14 protein-coding genes are annotated in these 16,130 nt (G+C 61.1%); 7 read left to right on the forward strand and 7 right to left on the reverse strand.

Annotated features, from left to right (window positions below; all coding sequences use genetic code 11):
• Nucleotides 1-8 precede the first annotated feature (8 nt).
• Complete coding sequence (locus MJP36_RS10660) at nucleotides 9-431, reverse strand: YybH family protein (protein ID WP_090369435.1); 423 nt, start codon at nucleotides 429-431, stop codon at nucleotides 9-11.
• A complete protein-coding gene (gene speB, locus MJP36_RS10665; protein ID WP_104994461.1) occupies nucleotides 431-1,381 on the reverse strand; it encodes an agmatinase in 951 nt (316 codons plus the stop codon). Before speB ends, MJP36_RS10660 begins: the two co-directional genes overlap by 1 nt.
• A 292-nt stretch (nucleotides 1,382-1,673) precedes the next feature.
• Between speB and MJP36_RS10670 the strand changes: the two genes are divergently transcribed.
• From MJP36_RS10670 to MJP36_RS10700, 7 genes are all read left to right on the forward strand, one after another.
• Complete coding sequence (locus MJP36_RS10670) at nucleotides 1,674-2,567, forward strand: LysR family transcriptional regulator (RefSeq protein ID WP_104994460.1); 894 nt, start codon at nucleotides 1,674-1,676, stop codon at nucleotides 2,565-2,567.
• A gap of 6 nt (nucleotides 2,568-2,573) precedes the next feature.
• A complete protein-coding gene (locus tag MJP36_RS10675) occupies nucleotides 2,574-3,179 on the forward strand; it encodes a tRNA-uridine aminocarboxypropyltransferase (protein WP_198762162.1) in 606 nt (201 codons plus the stop codon).
• Between the two features lie 231 nt (nucleotides 3,180-3,410).
• Nucleotides 3,411-4,313, forward strand: coding sequence for a cysteine synthase CysM (gene cysM, locus MJP36_RS10680; RefSeq protein WP_060756105.1), 903 nt, complete (start codon nucleotides 3,411-3,413; stop codon nucleotides 4,311-4,313).
• Nucleotides 4,313-5,665 (forward strand): 23S rRNA (uracil(1939)-C(5))-methyltransferase RlmD, encoded by a 1,353-nt coding sequence (gene rlmD / locus MJP36_RS10685; protein WP_244385339.1) that lies wholly within the window; start codon nucleotides 4,313-4,315, stop codon nucleotides 5,663-5,665. The genes cysM and rlmD overlap by 1 nt, the downstream gene beginning before the upstream one ends.
• A 124-nt stretch (nucleotides 5,666-5,789) precedes the next feature.
• Entirely contained in the window at nucleotides 5,790-8,033 is a 2,244-nt protein-coding gene (gene relA, locus MJP36_RS10690; protein WP_198762160.1) for a GTP diphosphokinase, read from the forward strand.
• Nucleotides 8,033-8,866: a nucleoside triphosphate pyrophosphohydrolase gene (mazG, locus tag MJP36_RS10695; protein WP_244385617.1), complete on the forward strand. Its 834-nt coding sequence runs from the start codon at nucleotides 8,033-8,035 to the stop codon at nucleotides 8,864-8,866. Before relA ends, mazG begins: the two co-directional genes overlap by 1 nt.
• Nucleotides 8,867-8,891: 25 nt before the next feature.
• A complete protein-coding gene (locus MJP36_RS10700; RefSeq protein ID WP_060756101.1) occupies nucleotides 8,892-9,437 on the forward strand; it encodes a DUF2058 domain-containing protein in 546 nt (181 codons plus the stop codon).
• Nucleotides 9,438-9,496: 59 nt separating this feature from the next.
• Here MJP36_RS10700 and MJP36_RS10705 read toward each other — a convergent pair whose 3' ends face one another.
• The 5 genes from MJP36_RS10705 to MJP36_RS10725 form a co-directional block, all read right to left on the reverse strand.
• Nucleotides 9,497-11,608, reverse strand: a complete 2,112-nt coding sequence (locus tag MJP36_RS10705; protein ID WP_104994458.1) for a TonB-dependent receptor — start codon at nucleotides 11,606-11,608, stop codon at nucleotides 9,497-9,499.
• Nucleotides 11,609-11,619: 11 nt separating this feature from the next.
• Nucleotides 11,620-12,831: an MFS transporter gene (locus MJP36_RS10710; protein ID WP_161549106.1), complete on the reverse strand. Its 1,212-nt coding sequence runs from the start codon at nucleotides 12,829-12,831 to the stop codon at nucleotides 11,620-11,622.
• Nucleotides 12,821-14,749: an IucA/IucC family protein gene (locus MJP36_RS10715; RefSeq protein ID WP_244385340.1), complete on the reverse strand. Its 1,929-nt coding sequence runs from the start codon at nucleotides 14,747-14,749 to the stop codon at nucleotides 12,821-12,823. The genes MJP36_RS10710 and MJP36_RS10715 overlap by 11 nt, the downstream gene beginning before the upstream one ends.
• Before the next feature lie 206 nt (nucleotides 14,750-14,955).
• On the reverse strand, nucleotides 14,956-15,144 hold the full coding sequence (locus MJP36_RS10720) for a hypothetical protein (protein WP_060756097.1): 189 nt from the start codon (nucleotides 15,142-15,144) through the stop codon (nucleotides 14,956-14,958).
• Between the two features lie 264 nt (nucleotides 15,145-15,408).
• Nucleotides 15,409-16,122, reverse strand: coding sequence for a DUF3108 domain-containing protein (locus MJP36_RS10725; RefSeq protein ID WP_060756096.1), 714 nt, complete (start codon nucleotides 16,120-16,122; stop codon nucleotides 15,409-15,411).
• Nucleotides 16,123-16,130: the final 8 nt, after the last annotated feature.

A 16,130-nucleotide genomic window follows, 5' to 3' on the forward strand; every position in this document is an offset into this window, starting at 1 on the left:
CACATTGGCTAATGGGGCGGCAGCCCTTCCGGCATAGCGGATAAATGTTCGTGACAGGCCAGCCACAGGCCCTCTTGTTGTTCTGCGCGCAACCGTTGCCGTCTGAAGACAATGGTTTCGCGTTCCTGGCTATTGAATTGCTCCCCGTTCATGCGCAGCTCGGTGGCCACGTCATGAATCAATATCGCCACGTCACCTTGCAGGCTGACGGTGGCGTTGCTTGAGGTGCAGGACAGCACCTCAAACCCCTCGTCCTGGCGCCAGCTGTCCCACAACGCCTGGTAGGCGTCGCGGCTGAGCAGCGGCTCGGGGAGGGTGTAGAACACAAAGGTGGCATCGGCCGTGAACGCGTCGAAATAAGCGGCGCGGTCATTGCGGGCAAACGCCGACACCAGGTCGGCGGCAGCTTTCAGCACGGCTTGCGTGCTCATCAGCGATGCGCCACGCCAGGCAGTACGCAGAGCATCTCGTACAGCAAGTTGGCGCCCAGCAGCGAGGTGTTGCCGGTGGTGTCGTACGGTGGCGAAACTTCCACCAGGTCGCAACCAATCAGGTCCAGGCCCTGGCAGCCGCGGATGATCTCGATCGCCTGGATGGTGGTCAGCCCGCCGATTTCCGGGGTGCCGGTACCGGGCGCCCACGCCGGGTCGATGCCGTCGATATCAAAGCTCAGGTACACCGGGCCACCGCCGACTTTTTCACGTACTTCGGCCATCAAGGGGGCGAGGGAGTGGTGCCAGCATTCTTCGGCCTGGACCACGCGAAAGCCCTGTTTGCGGCTCCAGTTAAAGTCTTCGGCGGTGTAGCCCTGGGCGCGCAGGCCGATCTGCACCACACGATCGCAATCGAGCAAGCCTTCTTCGACGGCGCGGCGGAAGGTGGTGCCGTGGGCGATTTTCTCACCGAACATGTGGTCGTTGACGTCAGCATGGGCATCGATGTGCACCAGGCCGACCTTGCCGTGTTTTTTGTGGATCGCGCGCAGGATCGGCAAGGTGATGGTGTGGTCACCGCCCAGGGTCAGCGGGATCACGTCGTGGTCAAGAATCTCGTCGTAGGCTTCTTCGATGATGCGCACGGCGTCGAGCAGGTTGAACGTGTTGATCGCCACGTCGCCGATATCGGCCACCGACAGCGAGTCGAATGGGGCGGCACCGGTGGCCATGTTGTAGGGGCGGATCATCACCGATTCGGCGCGGATTTCACGCGGCCCGAAGCGCGTGCCGGCACGCAGTGAGGTGCCGATATCCAGGGGCACGCCGATAAAGGCGGCGTCCAGGCCCTGGGCCGTTTGCAGGTGGGGCAGGCGCATCATGGTGGCGATGCCGGCGAAGCGCGGCATTTCGTTGCCGCCCAGTGGTTGGTGGAAAATCTTGTCCACGGGAGTGCCTCATCGTTGTTTTGTTTATTAGCGGCCGATTCTGCGAAAAGCCCGTGGCGGGAAGAATCGGCAGGGGCAAATACTTAGTTCAGGTTTTTCTAAACTAATCCCCAGCGGTTAAACTCTCTGGGTTGTAGTGAGCGGGCTTGCCCCGCGCTGGGTGGCAACGCCGCCCCAACAAAGACGCCGCGGTATTTCAGAAGAACCGAGGAGCCCGGGTTTGGGGCGGCTTCGCCCCCCAGCGCGGGGCAAGCCCGCTCACTACAAGCCAACTGAACACTGTGGAGAGCCCATGGCCAACGCCTTGCCCGACTTGAAACTGCTGCGCATCTTCGTCAGCGTGGTGCGCCATCAGGGCTTCGCCAATGCTCAGCACGAACTCAACCTGTCGACGTCAGCCATCAGCACCTACATGAGCCAACTGGAGTCGGCGTTGGGCCTGGTGCTGTGCCATCGCGGGCGGGGCGGGTTCAGCCTGACCAGCAAGGGCGAGTTGTTCCATCAGGAAACCCTGCGCCTGCTCGGTGAACTCGAAGGTTTCGAGCAATACGCCGCCGCGTTGAAAGGCGAGTTGCGCGGCACCCTCAAGCTGGGCGTGCTCGACTCCACTGTCAGCGACAAGGCGTTGCCATTTGCCGAAGCGATCGGCGCCTACAGCCTGGAACACCCGGCGGTGCATTTGCATCTGTCGGTGATGAGCCCGTACGAATTGCAACTGGGGGTGCAGGACAATCGCCTGGACCTGGCCATCGGCGCTTTTTCCAACCGCATGAGCGGGTTGATCTACATGCCGCTGTATCGCGAGCAGCACTGGTTGTATTGCAGCACGCGGCACCCGCTGTTCAACGAGCGGCGCATCCCCGAACAAGTGATTACCCAGCAGCGCATGGTCGGCCGCGGCTACTGGAGCCAGGCGGAACTGGCGCGCCATGGCTTCAAGCACAGCGCCGCCACGGTGGAAAGTATGGAGGCGCAACTGATCCTGGTGCTGTCCGGTGCTTACATCGGCTACCTGCCCGAGCACTATGCCCAGGCGTGGGCCGACAAGGGCGACCTGCGCGTGTTGCTGCCGGCGACTTTCGGCTACCAGGCGCCGTTCTCCATGATCATGCGTCGGGGCCGCAGCCGCGAGCCGTTGATCCAGACGTTCCGCGACTTGCTCAAAGCCCAGCTCAACCAGGCCTGAAAAATCATGTCCAGACCCCAATGTTCCCGTTGCCTCAGGCCCGTCACCCATTGCCTGTGCCCGTTGATCCCCTGCCTCGACAGTCGCACGCGAGTGTTGCTGTTGCAGCACCCGAGCGAGGTCAACCATGCGCTGAATACCGCACGCTTGGCGGCGTTGGGGTTGAACAATGCGCAGTTGGTAGTGGGCGAGGTGTTTGCAGATTTGCCGACTTTACTGAACCCGCCCGGTTATCGGGCGCGGTTGTTGTTCCCGGCGGATGATGCCCAGCCTTTGCAGGCCTATGCGCCGGACGAGCAGCCCTTGTTGTTGGTAGTGCCCGATGGCACCTGGCGCAAGGCGCGTAAACTGTTGCACCTCAATCCGTTGTTGGCGGCGTTGCCGAGGGTGACGCTGGCCGAGGGCGGTGTTTCGCGTTACCGGCTGCGCAAGGCACCGGGGCCGGGAGCGCTGTCGACGCTGGAGGCGATTGTGCAAGCGCTGCAGGTGCTGGAAGCACCGGTATCGTTCGAACCGTTGCTCAAACCCTTTGAAGCGCTGATCGAGGGGCAGATTGCGGCGATGGGTGAGGAGGTGTTTCAGAGAAATCATGGTGATGGGCAGTCGGGTTAGCCCGGAGATCGAGGTGCGGCTATCGGGAGCAAGCCCCCTCCCACAGAGAATCGAGTGACACCATTGGAATGCGGTCATCTGTGGGAGGGGGCTTGCTCCCGATAGCGGTGGTACAGGCGCCCATCAATCCACATATTCCAATAAGTAATAAACACCACACTTTGCGTGATATGGCCCGCCGACCTTTCCCGGTATGATGTTCGCCCCCGCAGTCTGGATTGCGAATACGCCATGACCTTGCAGTACCCAACAATCGCCGATTGCGTCGGCAACACGCCCCTGGTCCGCTTGCAACGCATGGCGGGTGAAACCAGCAATACCCTGTTGCTCAAGCTCGAAGGGAACAACCCGGCCGGCTCGGTCAAAGACCGCCCTGCGCTGTCGATGATCACCCGCGCCGAGTTGCGCGGGCAGATCAAGCCCGGCGACACCCTGATCGAAGCCACCTCCGGCAACACCGGGATCGCCCTGGCCATGGCCGCCGCGATCAAGGGCTACAAGATGATCCTGATCATGCCCGACAACGGCAGCGCCGAACGCAAGGCGGCGATGACCGCCTATGGCGCCCAGTTGATCCTGGTCACCCAGGAAGAAGGCATGGAAGGCGCGCGTGACCTCGCCGAGCGCATGGCCGCCGAAGGTCGTGGCCTGGTACTGGACCAGTTCGCCAATGGCGATAACCCAGAGGCGCACTACACCAGCACCGGCCCGGAAATCTGGCGCCAGACCCAGGGCACCATCACCCATTTCGTCAGCTCCATGGGCACCACCGGCACCATCATGGGCAACTCGCGTTATCTCAAGGAGCAGAACCCGGCGATCCAGATCGTCGGCCTGCAACCGATGGAGGGCGCGTCGATCCCGGGTATCCGCCGTTGGCCCGAAGAGTACTTGCCGAAGATCTACAGCGCGACGCGCGTAGACCGCATCATCGACATGGCTCAGCGTGAAGCCGAAGACACCACCCGCCGTCTGGCCCGTGAAGAAGGCATCTTCTGCGGCGTGTCTTCCGGTGGCGCGGTGGCGGGCATGCTGCGCTTGTCCAGGGAAGTGGAAAACGCGGTGATCGTCGCGATCATCTGTGACCGAGGCGACCGTTACCTGTCGACCGGCATTTTCGACGAACCCAACTGATGGCCAAGCACGAAAGAGGCCTGCGCTTCCAACCGACGGGCGGTAGTCGGGCCCCGCAGATTCCGGTGGGCAAGAAACAACGCCTGACCATCGAGCGCCTGGCCAATGACGGCCGTGGCATTGTGTACTTTGAAGGCCGTACCTGGTTCGTCAATGGCGCCCTGGCCGGTGAGGACGTGGAAGCGCGGGTGTTGGGCGCTCATGGCAAGATCGTCGAGGCGCGCACCGAGCGCGTATTCACCGCCAGCGAACTGCGGCGCCCGGCACCCTGTGCCCACGTGGGGCGTTGTGGTGGCTGCAGCGTGCAGCACTTGCCCCATGCCGAACAACTTGCCCTGAAACAGCGCATGCTCGCCCAGCAATTGTCGCGTGTGGCCGGTGTTGAGCCGCAGGAATGGGCGGCGCCCTTGAGCGGCCCGGAATTTGGCTACCGTCGCCGCGCCCGCGTGGCCGTGCGCTGGGATGCCAAGGCGAAAAAACTTGAAGTGGGTTTTCGCGCCGTGGCCAGCCAGGACATCGTCGCCATCGATGATTGCCCGGTGCTGGTACAGGCCTTGCAGCCGATCATGCAGCGCTTGCCGAACCTGTTGCGCCGGCTGAGCAAACCGCAGGCCCTGGGGCATGTCGAGTTGTTCAGTGGTACCTCCATCGCCGTGTTGCTGCGGCATATGGCGCCGTTGTCGGAAGCGGACCTGCAGCTCTTGAAAGAATTTTGTGCCTTCCATGAAACCCAGCTGTGGCTGCATGGCGAAGGACAGCCGGAGCCGGTCGAAGCCGATGCCGTCTTGGGGTTTCGATTGGAACAGTGGGATCTGGAGCTGGCTTACCGGCCTGGCGATTTTGTCCAGGTCAACGCCGCAGTCAACGCGGCGATGGTCGCCCAGGCCCTGGAATGGCTGGCGCCACAACCCGACGAGCGGGTGCTGGACTTGTTTTGCGGGCTTGGCAACTTCGCTCTGCCACTGGCGCGTCAGGTGCGTGAAGTGGTGGCGGTGGAAGGTGTGCAGGCCATGGTGGACCGGGCGGCCGCCAATGCCGTCAGCAATAATTTGCATAACGCACAGTTTTTTCAGGCCGATTTGTCCCAGCCTTTGACTGACACAGAATGGGCCAAACAAGGCTTTTCTGCGGTACTCTTGGACCCACCCCGTGACGGTGCCCTGGAAGTTGTGCGCAAGCTTGCGACCTTCAAGGCCAGGCGTCTGGTGTATGTGTCCTGCAACCCGGCCACGCTGGCGCGGGACACCGTTGAGTTGGTCAAGCAAGGCTACCGGCTAAAGCGTGCCGGGATCCTCGACATGTTTCCGCAAACCGCGCATGTCGAGGCCATGGCGTTATTTGAAGCGGGCTAGGATGCCCGTTTAATCCGACCGGCCTTGTAGTCTCCAGGGCCTGTGACCTGCCGGGGAGAGTGCAGTACAAGGTCGGCGATGATTTTTGACGCATCGAAGGTGCGTCGTAGGGAAGGTAAGCAAGATGGTACAGGTGAGAGCACACCAGCCGATCAACACCGACGGCAGTATCAATCTCGAGGCATGGCTGGATCATGCCGTCAGTGTCGACCCGGCACTGGACCGTGAAGCCTTGAAGGCCGCTTGCGAGTTCGCTCGTGAGTCCGAGCAGCAAAACAATGCGGCCAAGAACCTGTGGGCCGAGGGCACTTCGAGCTTTCGTACCGGGCTTGAGATCGCCGAGATCCTCGCCGATCTCAAGCTCGACCAGGATTCGCTGATCGCCGCCGTGCTCTATCGCGGCGTGCGTGAAGGGCATATCGAACTGGCCACCGTCAGCCAGCGCTTTGGCGCCTTGGTCGCCAAGCTCATCGACGGCGTGGCCCGCATGGCGGCCATCAGTGCCAGCCTCAGCCCGCGCCAATCGATGGTGATGGGCACCCAGGGCCAGGTGGAAAACCTGCGCAAGATGCTGGTGGCGATGGTCGACGACGTGCGCGTCGCCCTGATCAAGCTGGCTGAGCGTACCTGCGCGATCCGGGCGGTGAAGACGGCCGATGATGAAAAGCGCAACCGCGTTGCGCGCGAAGTCTTTGATATCTATGCGCCGCTGGCGCATCGCCTGGGTATCGGCCATATCAAGTGGGAGCTGGAGGACTTGTCCTTCCGCTACCTCGAGCCCGAACAATACAAGCAGATCGCTACGCTGCTGCATGAGCGGCGGCTCGACCGCGAGCGCTTTATCTCCGACGTGATGAATCAGCTGCGCTCGGAGTTGCAGGCCACCGGCGTCGAAGCCGATATCAGCGGCCGCGCCAAGCATATCTATTCGATCTGGCGCAAAATGCAGCGCAAGGGCCTGGCCTTCAGCCAGATCTACGATGTGCGCGCCGTGCGCGTGCTGGTGCCGGAAATGCGCGACTGCTACACCGCGCTGGGCATTGTCCACACCTTGTGGCGGCACATTCCCAAGGAGTTCGACGACTACATCGCCAACCCCAAGGAAAACGGCTACCGCTCGCTGCACACTGCGGTAATCGGCCCCGAGGGCAAGGTGCTGGAAGTGCAGATCCGCACCCACGCCATGCACGAAGAGGCGGAGCTGGGCGTGTGCGCGCACTGGCGCTACAAGGGCACCGACGTCAAGGCCGGGTCCAACCAGTACGAAGAGAAGATCTCCTGGCTGCGCCAAGTGCTGGAGTGGCACGAAGAACTGGGCGACATCGGCGGCCTGGCCGAACAGCTGCGCGTGGATATCGAACCGGACCGGGTCTATATCTTCACCCCCGACGGCCATGCCATCGACTTGCCCAAGGGCGCCACGCCGTTGGACTTCGCCTACCGCGTGCACACTGAAATCGGCCACAACTGCCGCGGCGCCAAGATCAACGGGCGGATCGTGCCGCTCAACTACACCCTGCAGACCGGTGAACAGGTCGAGATCATCACCAGCAAGCATGGTACGCCGAGCCGTGACTGGCTGAACCCGAACCTGGGCTACATCACCACGTCGCGGGCGCGGGCGAAGATCGTGCATTGGTTCAAATTGCAGGCGCGCGACCAGAACGTCGCGGCCGGTAAAACCTTGCTTGAACGCGAACTGGCGCGCCTGGGCTTGCCGCAGGTGGACTTCGACAAGCTGGCCGAAAAGGCCAACATGAAGATTGCCGAAGACATGTTTGCCGCCCTGGGCGCTGGCGACCTGCGCCTGGCGCAACTGGTCAACCTGGCCCAGCAGTTGGTCGAGCCGGAGCGCGGCAGCGAACAGCTGGAACTCATTCCACGCAAAGCCGCCGGCTACAAGCCCGGCAAGCGTGGCGATATCCAGATCCAGGGTGTGGGCAACCTGATGACGCAAATGGCCGGCTGCTGCCAGCCGTTGCCGGGTGACGCCATCGTCGGCTACATCACCCAGGGCCGTGGTGTCAGCATTCACCGGCAGGACTGTGCCTCGGTGCTGCAGTTGGGCGGGCGCGAGCCTGAACGGATCATCCAGGTCAGTTGGGGGCCGGTACCGGTGCTCACCTATCCGGTGGACATCGTGATTCGTGCGTACGACCGTTCCGGCCTGCTGCGTGACGTGTCCCAGGTGCTGCTCAACGAGCGGATCAACGTGTTGGCGGTCAACACCCGTTCGAACAAAGAGGACAACACTGCGTTGATGTCCCTGACGATCGAGATCCCGGGCCTGGATGCGCTGGGGCGATTGTTGGGGCGTATTTCCCAGTTGCCGAACATCATCGAGACCCGGCGCAACCGCACACCATGATGTATTCACTCGAAGACCTGCTGTACCTGATGAACCGCCTGCGGGACCCGCAATACGGGTGCCCGTGGGACATCAGGCAAACCTACGCGACCATTGTCCCGCACACTTTGGAGGAGGCTTATGAAGTCGCCGACGCCATCGAGCGCGGCGACTTCGACCATCTGCAAGGTGAGCTGGGCGACCTGTTGTTCCAGGTGGTGTATTACAGCCAGTTGGCACGGGAGGAGGGGCGTTTCGAATTTGCCGGCGTGATCGACGGCATCACGCGCAAATTGATTCGTCGCCATCCTCACGTGTTCCCGACGGGCGATCTGTATGCGCCGCTGGATGTTCCGCGGTTGAGCGAAGAGCAGGTCAAGGAGCGTTGGGAGCAGATCAAGGCTGAGGAGCGCGCAGAAAAGTCCGATACACCGCTGCAGCTTTCCCTGCTGGACGATGTGCCCACGGCACTGCCTTCGTTGTCCCGTGCCGCCAAATTGCAAAAGCGCGCCAGCCAGGTCGGTTTCGACTGGCCTTCCGCCTTGCCGGTGGTGGATAACGTGCGCGAAGAGCTGGATGAAGTGCTTGAAGCCATGGCTGATAACGACTCGGCCGCGATCGCGGATGAAGTCGGCGACCTGCTGTTTGCAGCGGTCAACCTCGCCCGGCATCTCAAGGTTGACCCGGAAACCGCGCTGCGCAGCGCCAATGCCAAGTTTGAACGACGTTTCCGATTTATCGAACAGGCATTGCGCGATACCCAGCGTCCCATAGAAGATTGCACCCTCGAAGAGTTGGACGCCCTGTGGGGCGAAGCCAAACGTCAGGAAAAGAACGTGTCCAACTGCGGTTGAGCAGTTGCCTAAGTGAGTAAGCACCATGAGCCTTTCCCTTCGCGACCAGTTGCTCAAAGCAGGTCTGGTCAACCAAAAGCAGGCCAAGCAGGTCGGCAAAGAGAAACAGAAGCAGCAGCGCCTGGTCCACAAAGGCCAGGCCGAGGCCGATGACACCCAGGCCCGCCTGGCTGCCGAGGCGAAAGCCGAGAAGGTCAAGCGCGACCAGGAATTGAACCGCCAGCAGCAGGAAAAAGCCGAGGCCAAGGCCCGCACCGCGCAGGTCAAGCAGTTGATCGAGACGTCGCGCCTGCCTAAGCTGACCACCGAGGATTACTACAACTTCGTGGATGACAAGAAGGTCAAGCGCCTGTCGGTCAACACCTTGATGCGCAACAAGCTGAGCAATGGCTCCCTGGCGATCGTCCACCACGGCGGCGGTTATGAAGTGATCCCGCGTGAAGCGGCGCTGAAGATCCAGGAGCGCGCACCGGAGCGTATCGTGCAGCTCAACATCCTGACTGAAAGCCAGGTGCCGGATGAGGATGACCCGTACGCCGCCTACCAGATCCCGGATGATCTGATGTGGTAAAGCCCTAGAAACAACAAACCCCGCTCAAAAGGCGGGGTTTGTGTTTTCAGCCAAGCGTATTACCAATCCACGGCGTAACTCACGCTGAAGGTACGACCCTCGGCATTCGGGTACGGCGCACGCGCGTTGGCCTGGGCGAACATGTTCTGGTAGTTGCGGTTGCTGAGGTTATAGATGGCCCCTTCCAGGCGACCCACCGGCAGCCTGACCGAACCCAGCAGGTCGACCAGGGTGTAACCCTGGATATCGCGACCGTTGTTGTCCTTGAACGCGGCATCATAGTCGTCCAGGCGCATGGCTTGCAGGCGCAGGCTGTAATCGTCGTGGTTATAGCCGACAAAGGCGGTGGTCTTGGCCGGGGAGATGCGTGTGGCAGGCAGGTCGATCCATTTACCGTTCTGCTGGGTCTCGCCTTTTGCATAGGCGTACGTGCCGCCGACGGACCACTGATCAGTGACGTTGTAGGTCAGGCTGGTTTCGATACCGCGTACACGTTCTTTCTGGTTGATCAGGCGCAATACGCGGTCATTCGCGTCATAGAACTGGGTGACGTCCGAGGTGTTTTCGTATGCCGTGACGCTGGCCAGCCACTTGTCCCAGTTGCCGCGCCAGCCCAGTTCATAGCTGTCGACCTTGAGCGCTTGGGCATTGAGTTTCTGGATGTCGTACTTGCTGTTGACGTCCCGCAGGAAACGCTGGATATCCGGCAGGGAAAAGCCCTGGCTGAAGTTGACGAACACATCCTGGTTTTCGCTCAGGTGGTACACCGCACCGAGGTTGTAGAGGGTATCGTCATATTTCAGGGTGCCGCCCGGCAAGGTTGCCCGGTTGCCGGTCTGAACGATTTCTCCATAGGCGATGCTGTCGGCAACGTTACTTTCGATCCACTCGCGCCGGACGCCGCCGCGCAGGGTCCAGTCGTCGATGTCGTAGGACAGCTGACCAAAAATCGCCTTGGTGGTGGTCGTGATGTCCGGCCCCAGCTCGAAGGTGGTGCCGGTCTTGGTGTAGGTCAGGCCATTGACCCGGTATTGATCGCCACGCTGGCGTGAGGTTTCGTGGTCATAGTCAGCGCCCCAGACCAGGTTGCCGGTCGCTGGGCCGATGTCGGGCATCTGTGTGTCGATGGCTGCACGCAAGCCGTAGACGTCCTGCACGCTGTTGTTATCGGAAACACCGGCGCGGCCCCGCGACAGGTCCGGGAAGAACAGCGCGTCGGCACGGCGCCAGTAACTTTCGACTTGCAGGCCCTGGCCGTAGAAATCCCTGTCGGTGTAATTGAGGTTGACCGCCTGGTTGTGGGTGAACGGTTGGTCGTCCAGGTCCAGGCCTTTTACTGCAACGGCGGTGTTGCTGTTGCGTGGGTCTTTGGTGTAACGGGTGTCCTGTTCATCTTTATAGTCTTGCAGCGACAGGCTGATCTTCTTGTCGTCATCCAGCTCGTAGCCGAAGCGGCCTTGAAGGTCGTAGGTATCGGTGTCCATGTTGCTGCCCTGGGACGTGTCCTGGGGGATGCGCTTGCCGTTGCCATCGAACTGGTCGTTGCGTTGTACGCCGTTGGCCGACACGTACCAGTCCACGGGACCCTTGCGCCCCGTGGCACTTTGGAACGCCTCGTAGGCGAATCCCTTGTGGCTTAGATTGTTACCGGCGGTCATGCCGATCTTGCTGCTGAACGCGAGGTCTTCACCTTGGTTGCGCTTGGTGATGATATTGATGATGCCGCCCGAAGCTCCGGCCCCGTAGACGCTGCTCGCGCCGGAGATCACTTCGATGCGCTCGATGCTTTCCGGTGCCACGCTGTTGAGTTGGCGGAAGTTGTCGCGCGTCGCGTTCTGGGATACGCCGTCGATCAGGATCAGCGTGTTACGCCCGCGAAGGGTCTGGCCGAAGTTGCTCATGCCGCCGCTGGACGGCGAAATGCCGGGTACCAATTGCCCGAGGATATCCGCAACCCGTCGCCCTGCGCCCGCTTGCTGGCGGATCTGGGCTTCATCGATCACCTGCACCGAGCCTGGGATCGCGGCAATGCTGGTTTCACTGCGCGTGGCCGAGACGACGGTGGCCTGTAATTGCAGGTTAGTGGGCGCAGCTTCGGATGAGTCGGCCCAAGCGGGTGTACTGATGGAGCCGATCAGAGGCAACAGTGCTGCCCATTGCGATTTTTTCATTACCATGCCTTTCAATTATTAGAAGTATTGACAGAAAAAACGGATATCACGGGTGTGCGGGTGTACGAGCGGATGGCGCGGATGCCCAGGGCAGCCAGGGCGTAGGTGAGCGCGACCAGCCAGAAGCTGTGGGCCAGGCCGACCATCCCCATGCCGATGCCGCCCAGCAAGGCGCCGCACAGGGCACCCGCCTTGGCGGCGCTGTTACCCAGGCCCAGGGCAAAACCTTGTTGCGCGGGCGCGACGGTGTTGGCGATCAATGTGTAGGCAACCGGCAACAGCGCGCCTTGCCACAGGCCCCAGAGCAACCGGCTGGCGAGGAAGCCGAACCATTCGCTGGCGATTGCGGTGCACGCCAGGGTCAAGGCACAGGCCCATGTGACCCATTCGATGATGCGCAGCGTGTATGCCGGTGGGTGCCGGTCAAACAGGCGGCCCCACAGGGGCGCCGACAGCGCCAGGGTCAATGCGCTGGCGGCATAGCTGGCACCAATCAACCAGGCCGGTGCGTGTAAGACATCGGCGACGTACAAGGCATAAAACGGCTGGGGCATCATCTTGGCGGCCTGGATCAGCACGATGATCCCCAGCATCGCCCCAAGCCAGCCTTTGGGCAGGGCGGTGGGCGTGGACTTGTGTTTCGAGCGCACGCGCCGGGTATCGCCGGGCAAGAACAGGCTGACCACCGCACACGACAGGCAGACGGCCGTGGCGCTGTAGCAGAGCAGGGCGAACCCCGAGACATCCATCAGCCAGCCGCCCAATACAGGACCGGCCAATGAACCCACGGCGGTCGCCGACTGCAGGCGCGCCATGATGTGACCGCGCCCGCTGTCGCCACAGCAGGCCAATGCGTAGGCTTGAGCCGCCGCGATAAAGCCGGCCAGCGCGCCCTGCGCCACACGGATGGCCACCAACAGCCAGGGATCGAAGGTGATGGCGGCCAGCGCCTGGCAGGCCGCCAGTGCGAGCAGGGCCCGAATGATCATGGGCTTGTGGCCGGTGCGGTCACCCAGGCGCCCCCACAGGGGCGTCAGGATCATCGCCGCCATCATCGGCCCGGCATACACCAGCGACGAAAGCAGGCCGGTGTAGTGGGCATTGGCGTCGCCAAGCAACTTCTGGATCTGCAGGGGCCAGAAGGGGCCACTCATTTCCATCGCCCCCATCGATACCAGCTGGATCACTACCAGCAGCCGCAGCGCTGTGCTGTTAGTGGGCATGTGTGTCGGCACTCAGCGGGTTCGGCAGGCGCCCGACGATATCCGCGTGGCTCTCCAGCAAACGCATGCGCATGAAGGACTTGGCCGGCCATGCCTGCTCCAGCAGCGCTTTGCGTTCGGTTTCCCAGCGTTGGGGGGCGACGACGTCGCGCAATTGGTCAAAGCACTGGCTGACTTGGGCCGCCAGTTCGTTCCAGAGCAGCGCCTGGGGCATATCGAAATAACGTGCGCTGAGCAGCACCAGTTCGCCCAAGTGGCACATGAAGACGGTGTGCAACAGTTTGTCGCGTACAAAGCCCGCATCGTCGTACAGGGTCATCTTGGGATCATGCAGCTCGATGTCCAGGCCTTGGGCGTGCAAGGTCTGGCGGTCGATGCGGATATCGCCGAAATCACGCAGTAGCAGGCGGCTCAACTGCCCGTCCGCAGCCATGACCATGAAGGAGTTCTGCTGGTGGGCCTCGAATGCGACGCCATAGCGCAGGTACATGCCGAGCAGGGCTGGCACGGCGATTGAGGCGTAGTCGCGAAAGAACCCGAGCATGGCGTCGGCGTCGTCCCGGCCTTTGCTCAGGCGTATCCACTGCCTCAGCAGTGGCTGTCCGTGTTGGTCGATGGCAAACAGGCTGCCTACCGGAATGGCCAGCTCTCCCGGTTGAAGCTGACTCAAGGGGTTGTCACGGTAGAGCACGGCCAGATGGCGGGAATGTTCGTCATTGGCTGGTTGAGGCTTGAAATGCACACCGATCCGCTCGGGCACGATGCTCAGCACTTTTTGAATCGCGGGCTCGCGTGCCAGGATCGTCAGTAGCAACTGGCTAATGCGCGGGCCCATGCGCGCCGAACGCGGCGACACCGTGCGCTGTACGCTGGTCAGGCGCAGCGAAACAGGAAGCTTGACCATAGGGGCGTCAGCCCGGCCTTCAGGCAAGACCGTCCGGAATGACATGGTGGGGTGGGCGGTAAACGCGACGATATCGGTCAGCACCAGCAGACGGTCACCTATCTCGTTGGCGAACAACTGGGGAAGCTCCTGGCGAGCTTGCCAAGGGTGGGCGGGCAGCGGCAGATAGTCGCTGGCTTCAAGGCCCTGGGCGGTGAGTTCGGTCACCAGTTGTTGCGCCGCGTGGGGAAACTGGGTTTGCCACCACTGCCAGTAATCCGCGGTACCCGCCAGCGTTTCGACGTGGGCGTACTGGCGGTGCAACGCACAGAGGATGACCGGGAAACGCGCTTCGAACTCGGGTGAGAAATCAATCACTTGATCGGTGCCCAGGCCCAGTTTGGTTTTGTAGTTGGGGTGCCAGGGGTGACCCAGCGTGCCCCACTGTTCAAGCACGGAAGTCGGGTTGGCAACGCTGGGCTCGTCCTTGAGGTAGCGCAGCAGGTTGGCCTGATGGGTCGCGCTCATCGAGGCGTGCAGCCTGAGGCTCCATTGCTCGTGAAACGCCAGGCACAGCGTGTCGTTGACGAAACTGTCGTCGATCTCGGTATTGAGGCGGTTCAGAACCTGCGGGTCGGCAGGCGTCTCGAGGGCGTCGTTAAGCAACGTCAGCAACTGCGAGGGGAATTGGATCTTCTGGTCCGCCAGATTGACTTGGCAAAGCGTGATCGGGCCACGCAGGTCCCAACTGGCCATGCGACCTGGGCGCAGGTGCTCGAAATGCAGATGGGCGTGATCGGACAGTGGTAGCCGGCAGTGACCTTGCTGGTCATAGGTGAGTGCGTTGGAGTCCAGCAGCCCTTCACGAAACAGGGCCTGGATCAGGCGTTGAAAGCTGCGTTGCGCTGCGGGTACGAGGGTGTCGATCAGTGTGTCGAGAGTTATACGATGAGCCAGAAATTGCGGAGTAGCCAGGGCTTCCCCCCAGCGTTTAAGCAATGATTGCTCCGGTGCACTGCTGTATTCATTCGACATGATGAACTCCCTTTGGTCATGTGGCGGCTGAAAAGTGCGCGAATATTATCGAGAATCATTACCAGTTGTCTATTTGTTGCTGCATACAACTGAATCGTTATGCGCGATGCCGATGACCAAAACGAAAAACCCCGCTCGAGGGCGGGGTTTTTGGGCGGTAGGGGCCTCAGCTGCGTGGGCTGGGGGCCTACTCGAATTTCAGAGTTTCAGGAGCTTTGTGCCTGGCGTTTCATTTCGAGAATTTCGAGCTCGTTTTTATAATTGTTGGCATCGCTCTCGTTGTGAAACATACCGACCAATACGTCTTGCTGATGGACATCCCAGATGTGAATCCCGTGAGCTACCGCTTCGTGGGACATATGTTCGTCGTCGCGTTCAGTTACTTTTACAGTCATCTGCTTGCTCCAATCTCTGGTTGATCTGCGGCAAGTCGTCGCAGGCCTTTGTTATATGTTTTGTTAGCTTGCTAAGTAAACTGATTTTGCGCGCAACAATTAATTGCAGAAACTGCAACAGTCCTGCAGGCCGCGCAAATAGCGACATTGCGTCGCAGAGGCTGGTGATTTATGACAGAAGTTTCATGTTGGCATCCGCCCATTGGCTAATCGACAGGCGAAAAAAAGCCCCGCATTCGCGAGGCTCTTCGTCGTGTCGTTCGGTCAGTTGCCTTTGACAGGCTTGCCGTCAACGGTGCCGTCCAACAGCATGATGTTGTATTCCTTGCCGTCGGTTTCGACCTGACGCAGGGCAACCAGGATGCCGCCCCAGTCCTTGGCGAACCACATTTGGGTGATGCGTTTGGTCTGCGACGGATCGCGCACGCGCTCAACCTTGATTGCATCAATCGAGCCGGCCTTGGTCTGGACTTTTTCCGGGCCAATCACGCGGAAGTCGTAGGTGTCGGTGTCGGTGCCCTCAGCCACGCGGTAGCTCATGCTTTTTTTGCCGGCAGCCACATCGCGTTGCAAGGCCAACTGATAGGTCGACTTGTCGAGCATGCCGCTTTCGAGGGTGACGTTGACCGGGTCTTTGTTTTCGAAGCCGGTGATTTTGTTGGTCGAGTAGTCGAAGTCCAGGTTGATCTTCTTCGCCTTACCCAGGCCGCCGCGTTCGAAGGTGTAGCTCTTGGGTTGCAGAGCATCCTTCTCAACCTTGATCACGCTGGTTTCGGTGAGACTGGCGATCATCATGGACGCCTTGAAGTTCAAGGTCCAGGTGCCATCGCTGTTGTGGGTCAGGCTGCGTTCAGCCGAACCACTCATGGGCAACTGTTTCCAGTCGGCGGTGTAGCTGGCGGAGAAAGGATGTAAATCTGCTGCTTGCACGGCTGGCAAAGCAAACAGCGCAAAAGCGAAGAGCAAGGCGCGACGCATAAAATCTC

It is taken from the genome of Pseudomonas palleroniana, assembly GCF_022836895.1.
Lineage (GTDB): Bacteria > Pseudomonadota > Gammaproteobacteria > Pseudomonadales > Pseudomonadaceae > Aquipseudomonas > Aquipseudomonas palleroniana.